The organism is Klebsiella sp. RHBSTW-00215 (genome assembly GCF_014103785.1).
Taxonomy (GTDB): Bacteria; Pseudomonadota; Gammaproteobacteria; order Enterobacterales; family Enterobacteriaceae; genus Klebsiella.
Window position 1 is genome coordinate 986,981 of the sequence record NZ_JABXQS010000001.1, and the last position, 14,550, is coordinate 1,001,530.

Consider the following 14,550-nt stretch of genomic DNA (forward strand, 5'->3'; position numbering starts at 1 on the left):
TACCACGATAAAAAACGGGGCCGTTTGGCCCCGTTCTCAAGGTTTAACCCACTACAGCCTGACCGGGTCGATATGCCAGATATGGTCGGCGTACTCTTTGATCGTACGATCGGAAGAGAAGTAGCCCATATTGGCGATATTCAGCATCGCTTTATTGGCCCACTCTTCCGGATGACGATACAGTTCGTCCACCTTATCCTGACAATCCACATAGCTGCGGTAATCTGCCAGCACCTGATAGTGGTCGCCAAAGTTAATCAGCGAATCCAGCAGGTCGCGATAGCGGCCCGGCTCCGACGGACTGAACAGACCGGTGCCGATTTGCGTCAGAGTCTGATGCAGCTCTTCATCCTGCTCGTAGTATTCGCGCGGTTTGTAGCCACTGGCTCGCAGCGCTTCAACTTCTTCCGCGGTATTACCGAAGATAAAGATATTGTCTTCGCCGACGTGCTCCAGCATCTCAACGTTAGCGCCATCCAGCGTACCGATAGTTAACGCGCCGTTAAGCGCGAACTTCATGTTGCTGGTCCCGGAGGCTTCCGTTCCCGCCAGCGAAATCTGCTCAGAGAGATCCGCCGCCGGAATAATCAACTGCGCCAGGCTCACGCTGTAGTTAGGGATAAACACCACTTTCAGCTTATCGCCAATCTGCGGATCGTTATTCACCACCGCCGCCACGTCGTTGATCAAATGAATAATATGCTTGGCCATGTAGTAAGCGGAAGCCGCTTTCCCGGCGAAGATATTCACTCGCGGCACCCACTCGGCATCAGGATCGGCCTTAATGCGATTGTAGCGAGCAATCACATGCAGCACGTTCATCAGTTGGCGTTTGTACTCGTGAATACGCTTGATCTGCACGTCAAACAGCGCTTTCGGGTTCACCACCACGATAAGCTGCTGGCCGATGTAGTTCGCCAGCCGCTGCTTGTTCTCAAGCTTGGCCTGCCGTACCGCTTTATTCACCGTCGGATAGTCAATGTGCTGCTCCAGCTCCTTAAGCTGGCTCAGGTCGGTACGCCAGGTACGACCGATATTCTCATCAAGCACTTTCGACAACGGCGGGTTGGCCACCGCCAGCCAGCGACGAGGCGTCACGCCGTTGGTGACGTTGGTAAAGCGCATCGGGAAAATTTTCGCAAATTCAGCGAACAGCGACTCCACCATCAACCGGGAGTGCAGCTCAGACACGCCATTAACCTTATGACTGACCACTACCGCCAGCCAGGCCATGCGCACGCGACGACCATTAGACTCATCGATAATCGATGTGCGACCCAACAGCGCGGTATCGCTGGGATACTGTTCCTGCAAGGTCTTCAGGAAGTAGTCATTAATCTCGAAAATAATCTGCAAATGACGCGGCAGGATTTTACCCAGCATCTCAACAGGCCAGGTCTCCAGCGCTTCGCTCATCAGGGTATGGTTGGTGTAAGAGAAGACCTGGCAGGTCACCTCAAACGCCTCATCCCAGCTGAACTTATGTTCGTCAATCAGCAGGCGCATCAGCTCAGGAATCGACAGCACCGGGTGGGTGTCATTGAGGTGAATGGCGATTTTATCCGCCAGATTGGCGTAGGTTTTATGCAGCTGATAGTGACGACTGAGGATATCCTGCACCGTCGCCGAAACGAGGAAATACTCTTGACGCAAGCGCAGCTCGCGCCCGGAATAGGTGGAGTCATCCGGATAGAGCACGCGGGAGACGTTTTCAGAGTGGTTTTTATCCTCTACCGCCGCGAAGTAGTCACCCTGGTTGAATTTCCCGAGGTTAATTTCGCTACTGGCCTGGGCGCTCCACAAACGCAGCGTGTTAGTGGCGTCGGTATCAAAGCCAGGGATAATCTGGTCATAGGCTTCGGCGAGGATCTCTTCGGTTTCCACCCAGCGCGAGTTTTTACCTTCCTGCTGAATACGTCCGCCAAAACGGACTTTATAGCGAGTATTATGGCGCTCAAACTCCCACGGGTTACCATATTCCAGCCAGTAATCCGGGGACTCTTTCTGCCGTCCATCGACGATGTTCTGCTTAAACATGCCGTAGTCGTAGCGAATACCATAACCGCGGCCCGGTAAACCCAGCGCCGCCAGAGAATCGAGGAAGCAGGCCGCCAGGCGACCCAGACCGCCGTTGCCTAAGCCGGGGTCGTTTTCTTCGTCAATCAGCTCTTCAAGGTTCAGCCCCATTTCTTCCAGCGCGTTATTGACGTCGTCATAGATTCCCAGCGACAGCAGCGCATTAGACAAGGTTCGGCCAATCAAAAACTCCATCGACAGGTAATAGACCTGGCGAACCTCCTGCGAAAGCTGGGCGCGGTTTGAGCGCAGCCAGCGCTCCACCATGCGATCGCGAACGGCGAACAGCGTGGCATTGAGCCATTCATGCTTGTTAGCGATAGCCGGATCTTTGCCGATGATAAACATCAGCTTATAAGCAATAGAGTGTTTTAACGCCTCAACGCTCAGCGTGGGTGATGAGTAGCTAAAAGGTACATTCATAGCGTTGGCTCCTGGTTACAGCAAGCGCTGATAAAGTTCGCGGTAAGAATTTGCGGCAACCTGCCAGCTAAAATCCATATTCATCGCCTGACGCTGAACGTAGCGCCAGAGCGACGGGCGCGACCACAGAACGAATGTGCGTCGAATAGCCCTCAGTAACGACACGGCGTTACTATCTTCAAAAACAAACCCGGTGGCGAGACCGTCAGCAAGGTTTTCCAGCGAGCAGTCGGAAACGGTATCCGCCAGACCACCCGTGCGCCGAACCAGCGGCAGCGTGCCGTACTTCAAGCCATACAGCTGAGTTAGGCCGCACGGCTCAAAGCGGCTCGGTACCAGAATCACATCCGCGCCGCCCATAATGCGGTGCGAGAAGGCTTCATGGTAACCAATCTGCACGCCAACTTTGCCAGGATGCTCAGCAGCGGCAGCAAGGAATCCCTCTTGCAGCACCGGATCTCCGGCCCCCAGCAGCGCCAGTTGGCCTCCCTGCTCAAGCAGACCCGGCAGCGCTTCCAGCACCAGGTCCAGCCCTTTCTGGCTGGTTAGTCGGCTGACAACAGCAAACAGCGGCGCTTTGTCATCCACCTTCAGCCCCATGGCGATTTGCAGCTGACGCTTATTCTCGGCCTTCTCTTCCAGACGATCGCGGTCATAGCGTGTGGCCAGCAGCAGATCGTTTTGCGGATTCCAGATTTTATCGTCAACACCGTTGAGGATCCCTGACAGACGACCCTCATGCTGACGCTGGCGCAGCAAACCTTCCATTCCGTAGGCAAACTGCGGCTCGGTAATTTCGCGAGCATAGGTCGGGCTGACCGCCGTAATGTGGTCGGCGTAATAAAGACCCGCTTTCAGGAAGGAGATCTGACCGTTAAATTCCAGACCATGAACGTTATAGAACGACCACGGCAGCTCAATGTCATTCATATGCCATGAGTAGAACATGCCCTGGTAGGCCAGGTTATGTACCGTAAAGACCGACTTAGCCGGATGGCCGCGCGCCGCCAGGTATGCAGGCGTCAGGCCCGCATGCCAGTCGTGGGCATGGACGACATCAGGACGCCAGAATGGGTCCAGGCCGCAGGCCATCTCGCTGCCCACCCAGCCCAGCAGCGCAAAACGCAGCACGTTATCGGTATAAGCATGCTGATGGGTATCGTGGTAAGGGCTCCCTGGGCGATCGTAGAGATGTGGGGCATCAATCAAATAGATGCCCACGCCGTCAAAATGTCCGAACAGCAGGGTAACAGGACCGGCAAAGGTCTCCCGGCGAGTCACTACCTGTGCATCGGTAATACCGCGGCGGATATCAGGGAACGCGGGCAGCAGCACGCGGGTATCGATGCCCTGTGCAATTTGCGCCGCAGGCAGCGCGCCGATCACATCCGCCAGTCCACCGGTTTTCAACAGCGGGAACATCTCCGAACATACATGTAATACCTGCATTAGCGCTCCTGTGGGTACCCCAATTTCCGCAGCATGTCGCGGGTGACCAGCACGATACCTTCTTCCGAGCGGTAGAAACGACGTGCATCCTCTTCCGCATTTTCACCGACAACCATACCTTCCGGGATCACACAGGCGCGGTCAATAATGCAGCGACGCAGGCGGCACGAACGGCCAACCCAAACCTCTGGCAACAAGACTGCCGAATCAATGTTACAGAATGAATTCACCCGCACGCGCGGGAACAGCACCGACTGAACGACCACGGAGCCGGAGATAATGCAGCCGCCGGATACCAGTGAGTTCAGAGTCATTCCATGACTGCCTGAGCGGTCCTGGACGAATTTTGCTGGCGGCAAAGGTTCCATATGGGTGCGAATCGGCCAGTTCTGATCGTACATATCCAGTTCCGGCGTCACCGACGCCAGGTCGAGGTTGGCCTTCCAGTACGCTTCAAGGGTACCGACATCGCGCCAGTACGGCTCAGACTGCGGGTCTGACTGCACGCAGGAGAGCGGGAAAGGATGTGCATAAGCCATGCCAGCTTTGGTTATCTTTGGAATGATGTCTTTACCAAAGTCGTGACTGGAGTTCTCATCGCCATCATCTTCTTCCAGCAGCTCATAAAGGTAATCCGCATCAAAGATATAGATACCCATACTCGCCAACGATTTGCTCGCATCCCCCGGCATCGCCGGTGGGTTAGCCGGTTTTTCGACGAACTCGATAATCTTCTCGCTTTCGTCAACCGCCATCACGCCAAACGCCGGTGCTTCTTCAATGGGCACTGGCATACAGGCCACGGTGCAACGCGCCCCTTTTTCGACATGGTCGATCAGCATGCGCGAGTAGTCTTGCTTGTAAATATGGTCGCCCGCGAGGATCACCACATACTCCGCCTTATAGCGGCGGATGATGTCGAGGTTCTGCGTCACCGCATCCGCCGTGCCACGATACCAGTTTTCACCCTGCATCCTTTGCTGGGCGGGCAGCAGGTCGACAAATTCGTTCATCTCTTCATTGAAGAACGACCAGCCGCGCTGGATATGCTGCACCAGAGTATGTGATTGATACTGGGTGATGACGCCGATGCGGCGAATACCTGAGTTAATACAGTTAGATAACGCAAAATCGATAATACGGAACTTACCGCCGAAATGGACAGCAGGTTTCGCACGTTTATTGGTTAAATCCTTCAGACGGGTACCACGTCCCCCGGCAAGGATCAGCGCAACAGATTTGATCGGCAACTGACGTGCCAGCATCAACGGATCGTTCTTTTCTACCCCAACCATAATTAACTCCTTTTTTACTCCCCAGCTTGCCTGCCCTTCTCGCCGCGCCGCCGCTTCGAGACCAACCGGAAGCCTCGAGGTTTACGACCTTTGAAATACGCACACTCCGTGCGCGGGCCCATGCCAGACAGCCATAATGACCGGATTATCCTCTCCGGCGAAAGGTGGAATGGCGCGCCATTCCCCCGCAGGTAAAACCATCTCCGCCACCTCAGGGGTAGCATTGAGCGTTATCAACCAGCGATCGGACAATATGATCTGCATACGCGGTGCACCATGCTGCCATTCATTGGCAGACAGCGGCTGCGCATTCTGGTTTAACCAACGAACACTGCCGTCACCCTCCTGCCACCAACGATTAGCGGTTAATGCCGCAATACGTCGGCGCAGATGAATCAGCGCGGCGGTGAACGCGGTCAGCCCGCGGTTCGTATGGTTCCAGTCCAGCCAGGTCAACGCATTGTCCTGACAATAAGCATTGTTGTTGCCATGCTGGCTGTGACCCTGTTCGTCACCCGCCAGCAGCATCGGCGTTCCTTGCGCCAGCAGCAGCGTCGCCAGGAGGGCGTGGACGCTGGCACGGCGCCGTTCAATCACAGCAAGATTCCCTTCTAATCCCTCTATACCATGATTGTTGCTGTAGTTATTGTTAGTCCCATCGCGATTCTCTTCGCCGTTTGCCTCATTATGTTTCTGATTGAAACAAACGCAGTCGCGAAGGGTAAAACCATCGTGCGCGGTGACCAAATTGACCGCCGCCGCAGGCTGCCGTCCATTGCGCTGAAAAACATCGCTGGAGGCAGCAAACCGCTGAGCGAAATCGCCCAACGAGACATTTTGTTGTAACCAGAAACGACGCGCGGTATCGCGGAAGTGGTCGTTCCATTCAGCAAACAGCGGCGGAAAATTACCGACCTGATAGCCGCCGGGGCCAATATCCCAGGGTTCAGCGATCAGCTTCACTTCCGCCAGACGCGGGTCGTTCCGGATAGCCTCAAACAACGGTGCATCCTGACGAAACTCCGGCGTGCGCCCCATGACTGACGCCAGGTCAAAACGAAAACCATCAACGTGACACTCATCCACCCAAAAAAGCAGACACTGACGGGCATACTCAACCACGCCCGGATGGCTGAGGTTGATGGTGTTCCCGCAGCCGGTCCAGTTGTGATAATCACCGTCTTCTCTGATCCAATAATAGCTACGGTTGTCGATTCCGCGCAGGGAGAAGGTCGGCCCTTCAAGATCTATTTCAGCGCTATGGTTCAGCACCACGTCGAGGATCACTTCAATGCCCGCGGCGTGCAGCGCTTTTACCGCATCGCGAAACTCATTGAGCGCCCGTTCCGGCTCGCTGGCATAGCGCGTATCAAGGGCGAAAATCGCCAATGGGTTATAGCCCCAGTAGTTGCTTAACCCCATCCGCTGGAGACGCGGCTCGCTGGCGAACTGCGCCACCGGCATTAACTCTAGTGCAGTAATACCCAGCGTGCGGAAGTAGTCGATCATCACCGGGTGACCCAGCGCCTTGTAAGTGCCGCGAATCGCCTCGGGTAGTTCAGGATGCAGGTACGTCAGCCCTTTGACGTGCGCTTCATAAAGGACCGTCTGACCCCACGGCGTGCGCGGCGGTTTATCACCGCGCCAGTCGTAATGCAGATCGATAACCCGCGATTTCGGCGCTATTGCCGCGCTATCGCGGTTATCGGGGTCGCAATCGCCGCCATGAAGACGCTCATCATCAGGCAGCACGCCGTCAACCTGATGGCAGCAGGGATCGAGCAGCAGTTTCGCCGGGTTAAAGCGGTGCCCCTGCGCCGGAGCCCACGGACCGTGGACGCGGTAGCCGTAGCGCAATCCCGGCCCGACATCAGCGAGCCAACCGTGCCAGATATCACCACTGCGCGTGGGCAGGTCGACACGCCGTTCGTTGCCCTGCTCATCGAACACACAGAGTTCCACCCGCTCCGCATGGGCGGAAAAGAGGGCGAAGTTCACTCCCTTACCGTCGTAGCAAGACCCCAACGGCGCGGGCTTTCCTGCCGTGAGCACGATCATTGTGCCTCCCGCACCAGCCACACCGTCGCCAGCGGCGGCAGCGTGATCGAGAGAGAGTATTCACGGCCGTGGCTGGCAATCGCTTCGCTTTCAACAACCCCACAGTTACCTGTATTGCTGCCGTGGTAATGCATGGAGTCGGTATTCAGCTCTTCGCGCCATTTCCCCGGCTGGTTGATACCAAAACGGTATTCATGACGCGGCACCGGGGTAAAGTTGCTGGCCACGATGATTTCATTACCAGACTTGTCACGACGGACAAAAATAAATACCGAGCGCTCATGATCGTCGACCACCAGCCATTCGAAGCCGTAAGGGTCAAAATCCAGCTCGTGCAATGCTTTATGGTGACGATAGGTATGGTTCAGGTCGCGCACCAGCCGCTGAACGCCGTGGTGCCAGTTATCACCGCCCTCCAGCAGGTGCCAGTCGAGGCTCCCGTCATGGTTCCACTCACGACCTTGAGCGAATTCATTGCCCATAAACAGCAGCTTTTTACCCGGGAAGGCAAACAGCCAGCCGTAGTAGGCACGCAGGTTGGCGAACTTCTGCCAGGCGTCACCCGGCATACGGTCAAGTATCGATTTTTTACCGTGCACCACTTCGTCGTGGGAGAGCGGCAACACAAAGTTCTCGGTGTAGTTATAGAGCATGCCGAAAGTCATCTTGTCGTGATGATGGCGACGATGCACCGGATCTAACTTCATGTAATCGAGAGTGTCGTGCATCCAGCCAAGGTTCCACTTAAACCAAAAACCCAGACCACCATCAGATGAAGGGCGAGATACGCCAGCAAAATCGGTCGACTCTTCCGCCATCGTCACCGCGCCCGGCGTTTGTTCGCCCAGGACCCGGTTGGTATTACGCAGGAACTCAATCGCTTCAAGATTTTCCCGACCGCCGAATTCGTTCGGCACCCACTCGCCCTCTTTACGGCTGTAGTCGCGATAAATCATCGATGCCACCGCATCGACCCTCAGCGCATCAATGCCAAAGCGCTCAATCCAGTACAGCGCATTGCCAACCAGGAAATTGCTGACCTCGCGGCGACCGTAGTTGTAAATCAGCGTGTTCCAGTCCTGATGATAACCTTCGCGCGGATCGCTATGTTCATACAACGAGGTGCCGTCAAACGACGCAAGGGCAAAATCATCCGATGGGAAATGACCCGGCACCCAGTCAAGGATGACGTTAAGGCCAGCAGCATGTGCGGCGTTGATAAAGTAGCGGAAATCTTCCCGAGTGCCGAAACGGCGGGTTGGCGCATATAGCCCGGTTGGCTGATAGCCCCAGCTACCGTCAAACGGATGTTCATTAACCGGCAGCAGCTCCAGATGGGTAAAGCCCATCCATTTGGCATACGGCACCAGTTGATCGGCCAGCTCACGATAGCTCAGCCAGAAATTGTTATCGGTATGGCGACGCCAGGAGCCGAGATGAACTTCATAGATAGATATTGGCGCATCAAACCCGTTAGCCTGTTTACGCGCCTGCGGCTGCTCAACTTTCTCCGGAAGCCCGCAGATAAGCGAAGCGCTGTCCGGGCGCATCTGCGCTTCAAAAGCGTAAGGGTCAGACTTCACCCTTAGCTTGCCGTGGGCATCAATAAGCTCGAATTTATACAGTTGGCCGTTCACGGCTCCGGGAACGAACAGCTCCCAGATACCGGACTCTTTGCGCAGACGCATCGGGTGGCGGCGGCCGTCCCAGTAGTTAAACTGGCCGACGACTGAGACCCGGCGAGCGTTCGGTGCCCAAACTGAAAAACGCGTCCCAATGACGCCGTCCATAGTATCGGCGTGCGCACCCAGCGTTTCATACGGGCGCAGATGCGTGCCTTCCGACAGCAGCCATACGTCCAGGTCCTGCAACAGAGGGCCGAAACGGTAAGGGTCGTCGATCAGGTTTTGCTGGTCATGCCAGGTCACGGCCAACTGATAGCGAAAAGGATTTTTACGTCGCGGCAGAACGCCGCTAAAGAAACCGCGCGAGTCAAGGCATTCAAGCTTGCCGACTTTGCGTCCGGTTTTCGGTTCAATGACCCACACGTCGGTGGCGTCAGGTAATAATGCGCGAACTTCCAGCCCGGCTTCGGTGCAATGCATACCAAGTACGGAAAAAGGATCCGCAAAATGGCCAGCAATAAGCGCATTAATCACGTCCCTATCAATACGATTAGACATGGTTTCATCCTGTTGTAAGTGCCGCCTTTTCCTGCATCCGGCGACTTTTTTTGACCTGAACGGCGCAGCACAATGTGCATCCTCCTGCTCCGTCCCACCTTCAGGTAAGGAGACATCATTGCCCCTTACTTAAAGCATAGCCAAGGCTGCGTTACCTCCGTTGGGAAAAATCAAACATCCGCGTTTACTCCTTGTATTACGCAAAAAAAAGGGGTGTTCTATCACCCCTTTTTGCTCATCCTGTTTTTTTATGCCAGCTGTCGTAGCATGCGGCGTAGCGGTTCAGCTGCGCCCCACAAGAGCTGGTCACCGACGGTGAAGGCCGACAGATACTCAGGCCCCATGTTCAGTTTACGTAAGCGACCCACCGGGGTGGTCAAGGTGCCGGTCACGGCAGCTGGGGTCAGCTCACGCATGGTAATGTCACGATCGTTCGGTACCACTTTGGCCCACGGATTGTGCGCAGCCAGCAGTTCCTCAACGGTCGGGATTGAAACATCTTTTTTCAGCTTGATGGTGAACGCCTGGCTGTGACAACGCAGCGCGCCAACGCGAACGCACAGGCCGTCTACCGGAATCGCCGAAGCGGTCGCGAGGATTTTGTTGGTCTCCGCCTGGCCTTTCCACTCTTCGCGGCTCTGACCGTTATCCAGCTGTTTGTCGATCCAAGGGATCAGGCTGCCTGCCAGCGGTACGCCAAAGTTGTCCACCGCCAGCTCGCCGCTGCGGGTCAACGACGTCACTTTGCGTTCAATATCCAAAATGGCGGAAGCCGGATTCGCCAGCTCTGTCGCGACATGGCTATGCAACTGCCCCATCTGAGTCAGCAGCTCGCGCATATGCCGCGCGCCGCCGCCGGAAGCCGCCTGGTAAGTCGCCACGCTGACCCACTCAACCAGATCCTGAGCAAACAGGCCGCCAAGGGACATAAGCATCAGGCTGACGGTACAGTTACCACCAACAAAGGTCTTCACACCGTTGTTCAAGCCAGCGGTGATAACATCCTGGTTCACCGGGTCAAGAATGATAATCGCGTCATCTTTCATGCGCAGCGAAGAGGCCGCGTCAATCCAGTACCCCTGCCAGCCGCTTTCACGCAGCTTCGGGTAAATCTCGTTGGTGTAATCGCCGCCCTGACACGTGACAATAATGTCCAGCGCCTTCAGTGCTTCCAGGTCAAACGCATCCTGAAGCGTGCCACCGGTACTGCCACCAAAAGATGGAGCAGGCTGCCCCAACTGGGAGGTGGAGAAAAAAACAGGGCGAATGGCGTCAAAATCGCGCTCTTCAACCATGCGTTGCATCAGGACAGAGCCGACCATTCCGCGCCAGCCGATAAAACCAACATTTTTCATAACGTATTCCTGCGAGGTGTGTGCTGTTTGTGCCAAGCCAGTTTCCTACTGGTTAATCCCTCACATTACAAAATGCAGCTAAAGTCGCAAGTGAAATTAATCAATGATTGCCAGGCAATCAGTAACGCAACTAATTCTGCATCGTGGCTACCATCATTGGCATCCCGGAAAACTGTAATGATTATCAGGGTATTTGTATTGCGAAGGGAATATTTTCTCGCGCTATTTTATTGATCCGGGTTATGGATCAGGGCGGAAATTCAGTAGCTTTAATCTTCCTGACAAAACCCGACAAACCCAGTGCTGGCGCGGGTTGATGATATCTGTGACGTTCGTCGTATTTATCATGATGGGGATTTAAGTGGGGGTAAAACGAAGGATTTCGAGTAAAAAAGTTTGGTGGGGAAATCTCACCCGGCGTCGCTTTGCTCAGCCGGGCATTATTTCTTACATTTAACTCAACAACGTGAACGCAATCATACCAACAATCGCGCCGACGGTGCCGAGGATGGTTTCCATCATCGTCCAGGTCTTCAGCGTTTGCGCTTCGGTCGCGCCGGTAAACTTACCGAACAGCCAGAAGCCCGCGTCGTTGACGTGGCTGACCACAATAGAGCCACCGGCGATACAGATAGAGAGCGCTGCCATCTGCGCGCCGCTGTAGTGCAACTGTTCGATAACCGGCATCACCAGGCCAACGGCCGTCAGGCAGGCGACGGTCGCGGAACCCTGAATAATACGCACCGCCGCAGCCAGCACGAAGCAGGTGATCGCAATCGGCAGACCCATGCCGGTCAGCGCTTCGCCCAGCGCCGGACCCACGCCGGAGTCAACCAGTACCTGTTTGAACACACCGCCCGCGCCGATCACCAACAAGATAATCCCCGCTGGCTGGAGCGCATGGCCGCAAATCTCCATCACCCGGTCTTTCGCCATCCCCTGACGTACCGCCAGGCCATAGATAGCCACCAGGCAGGCAACCAGAATCGCGGTAAACGGATGGCCGATAAACTCAAACCATTCGTAGGCGGTAGAACCTTCCGGTACAAAGCGCGCAGCGATAGTTTTCAGGCCAACCAGCACTAACGGCAGCAGAATTAACGACAGGCTGAAACCGAACGACGGCATTTTGCCTTCGCCAAGGTGCGGCTCGCTAATATCGTCAGGGATGTGCAGCTCAACGTAGCGGCTGATAAAGTTGCCCCACAGCGGCCCGGCAATGATCATCCCCGGAATTGCCGCGCACAGGCCAATCAGGATCATCCAGCCAAAGTCGGCGTGCATCTGCGAAGCCAGCAGCATCGGCGCAGGCCCCGGCAGCAGAAATGCCGCAGCAGCAGCCACCCCGGCAAACAGCGGGATCACCAGCTTCACAAGGTTGGTACCGGTATGGCGCGCCATCGAGAAGGCCACGCTAATCAACAGGACAATCGCGACTTCAAAAAACAGCGGCAGCGCGCAGATAAGCCCGGCCAGGCCAATCGCATAGTGGGCGCGGCTATGACCGAAAGATTTCAGCATCTTGACGGCAATCTGGTCGACCGCGCCGGTTTCATGCAGGATCTTACCGAACATTGCCCCTAACGCGACGACGATTGCCAGAAAGCCCAGCGTGCCGCCCATGCCTTTTTCCATCGTCGCCGCGATTTTATCCAACGGCATTCCGGAAAAAAGACCTGCTCCAATAGAAACCACCATCAAAGCCACGAAGGCATGCATACGCGCCTTCATAACTAAAAACAGCAGCAGCAAAACGGAGCCGACTGCTGTTAAAACAAGCGTTAATGTACTCACTAGTTACTGCCTTTGTTGATCACCTCAATGGTGCTGGCGACCACGCCTTCCAATGACTGGTCGATATCGACGATTAAAACATCGCTTTCTTCTGTGCCCGGTTCTTGCAGCGTTTCAAACTGCGTCACCAGCATCTGGGTTTTAAAGAAGTGGCCTTTGCGCGCCTTCAGGCGTTTTTCAATAACCTCAAAATCGCCTTTCAGGTAGATAAAGGAGAGATTCGGGTTACCTTTACGCAGGATGTCGCGGTAGCTCTTTTTCAGCGCAGAACAGACAATCAGCGACACTTTGTTGGTACGCTGCATGGCGAATGCGGCATCGTTCAACGCCTGCAGCCACGGAGTGCGGTCGTCATCGTTTAACGGTTCGCCCGAAGCCATCTTGTTGATGTTGCTGCGCGGATGCAGAAAGTCGCCGTCGAGAAACGCGGCATGCAGTTGATGCGCCACTTCGCTGGCGACAGCGGATTTACCGCTGCCGGAAACGCCCATCAGGACATAGATGTGGTGATCATGGTTAGTCGTGCTCAAAGCTTCCTCCCACTGGACACATACGCGCAGCCTGGCTGCTTTAAAAGGCATGAAATGCTCGCGTACAGATTAATTGTTACGGGTAACTGTTATCGGTAACATTGTCATGCCGGACTTGTGGAGAAGCAATAACCATTCGTGCCAGATGTGAATATGTGTGATCTACTTCAAATTTGTCAGTTTAAATAGATCCACCCGGTGACAATGTGAAACCTAAATCTAACATCTTAGGCGTCACTACTTCACCGCGAATGCGTGCCAGCAGACGTTCAGCGCCAATACGCCCCATACGCTCACGCGGCGTGAGAACGCTGGCCAGACGCGGCTCCATCACCTGGCCGATATCATGACCGTGGAAACCGGCAATCGCCATATCATCAGGGATTTTCAGCCCCAGGCGCTGACACTCGAACGCCGCGCCAACCGCCAGGTCGTCGTTGGTGCAGAAGATACCGTCAAGCTGCGGATATTCGCGACGCGCCTGGCGCATCAGCTCAATTCCCGATGAAAAAGAGGAAGACTGTTCGACCATCACGCTGTAGGGCATCATCCCGGCATCAAGCATCGCCTGCTCATACCCCTTCTGTTTGATGATAGTACGTTCGTCGAGACGTGCGCCAAGATAGGCAACGTGGCGGTGGCCGTGATTGATGATCGCCGCGGTCATCTGCCGGGCCGCTTCGAAGTTATCAAAGCCGACGGCAATATCGAGGCACGGCGACTGGCTGTCCATCAGTTCGACAACCGGGATCCCGGCCACTTCAATCATTTTCAGCGTGCGCGGCGTATGGCTACGTTCGGTGAGGATCAGGCCATCGATGTTCCAGGAGAGCATCGATTCCAGGCGTTTTTCTTCCATTTCCGGCTTATAGCCGTAGTGCGCTAGCATGGTCTGATAACCAAAAGCGTCAGTAACGCTTTCAATACCACGCAACACTTCCGAAAAGACCTGGTTAGTTAACGAGGGCAGCAGCACGCCAATGGCGCGACTGGTGGCATTAGAGAGGATGTCAGGGGCGCGATTTGGAATATAACCCAGTTCATCGAGAGCAACGGCTATCTTGCCACGCAGCGCCTCGGAAACCTGTTCCGGGTTACGTAGATAGCGACTGACCGTCATTTTGGTCACGCCGACAAGATCGGCTACATCCTGAAGTACGGGTCTTTTCTTTTTCATCGTCCTGACTGTGATAAATGGGAAACATTTTCTCAGTTTATCACGGACAAAGCGCAACCTTCCCGGAGAAAAGAGGGCTGACAGATTTATTTAGAGTTGGTACGCAAAATCATTCAAGTTGCATTGAGGCGGCAACGCAACGAATCCCCGGAAGCGTACAAGGGGTACGCGCCCGGGGTGAGTGAGGAGAGCCAACAAAAATGCGGCTTG

Annotated in this window: 9 protein-coding genes; all 9 read right to left on the reverse strand. The window is 55.1% G+C overall.

The window, feature by feature from the left end:
* Positions 1–51: 51 nt before the first annotated feature.
* The 9 genes from glgP to gntR all read right to left on the reverse strand — a co-directional run bounded on the left by glgP (position 52) and on the right by gntR (position 14,340).
* A complete protein-coding gene (glgP, locus tag HV127_RS04865; RefSeq protein WP_182235147.1) occupies positions 52–2,499 on the reverse strand; it encodes a glycogen phosphorylase in 2,448 nt (815 codons plus the stop codon).
* A 15-nt stretch (positions 2,500–2,514) separates the two neighbouring features.
* Positions 2,515–3,948, reverse strand: coding sequence for a glycogen synthase GlgA (gene glgA, locus HV127_RS04870; RefSeq protein ID WP_142513338.1), 1,434 nt, complete (start codon positions 3,946–3,948; stop codon positions 2,515–2,517).
* Complete coding sequence (gene glgC / locus HV127_RS04875; protein ID WP_182235148.1) at positions 3,948–5,243, reverse strand: glucose-1-phosphate adenylyltransferase; 1,296 nt, start codon at positions 5,241–5,243, stop codon at positions 3,948–3,950. The genes glgA and glgC overlap by 1 nt, the downstream gene beginning before the upstream one ends.
* 81 nt (positions 5,244–5,324) lie before the next feature.
* Positions 5,325–7,301: a glycogen debranching protein GlgX gene (gene glgX / locus HV127_RS04880; RefSeq protein WP_182235149.1), complete on the reverse strand. Its 1,977-nt coding sequence runs from the start codon at positions 7,299–7,301 to the stop codon at positions 5,325–5,327.
* Positions 7,298–9,484 (reverse strand): 1,4-alpha-glucan branching enzyme, encoded by a 2,187-nt coding sequence (gene glgB / locus HV127_RS04885; RefSeq protein ID WP_182235150.1) that lies wholly within the window; start codon positions 9,482–9,484, stop codon positions 7,298–7,300. Before glgB ends, glgX begins: the two co-directional genes overlap by 4 nt.
* A gap of 248 nt (positions 9,485–9,732) precedes the next feature.
* On the reverse strand, positions 9,733–10,839 hold the full coding sequence (gene asd / locus HV127_RS04890; protein WP_182235151.1) for an aspartate-semialdehyde dehydrogenase: 1,107 nt from the start codon (positions 10,837–10,839) through the stop codon (positions 9,733–9,735).
* A 453-nt stretch (positions 10,840–11,292) separates the two neighbouring features.
* Positions 11,293–12,633: a gluconate transporter gene (gntU, locus tag HV127_RS04895; protein WP_004854994.1), complete on the reverse strand. Its 1,341-nt coding sequence runs from the start codon at positions 12,631–12,633 to the stop codon at positions 11,293–11,295.
* Positions 12,633–13,163: a gluconokinase gene (gene gntK, locus HV127_RS04900; RefSeq protein WP_110275063.1), complete on the reverse strand. Its 531-nt coding sequence runs from the start codon at positions 13,161–13,163 to the stop codon at positions 12,633–12,635. The genes gntU and gntK overlap by 1 nt, the downstream gene beginning before the upstream one ends.
* Positions 13,164–13,344: 181 nt before the next feature.
* Positions 13,345–14,340, reverse strand: coding sequence for a gluconate operon transcriptional repressor GntR (gntR, locus tag HV127_RS04905; protein WP_110274923.1), 996 nt, complete (start codon positions 14,338–14,340; stop codon positions 13,345–13,347).
* Positions 14,341–14,550 lie beyond the last annotated feature (210 nt).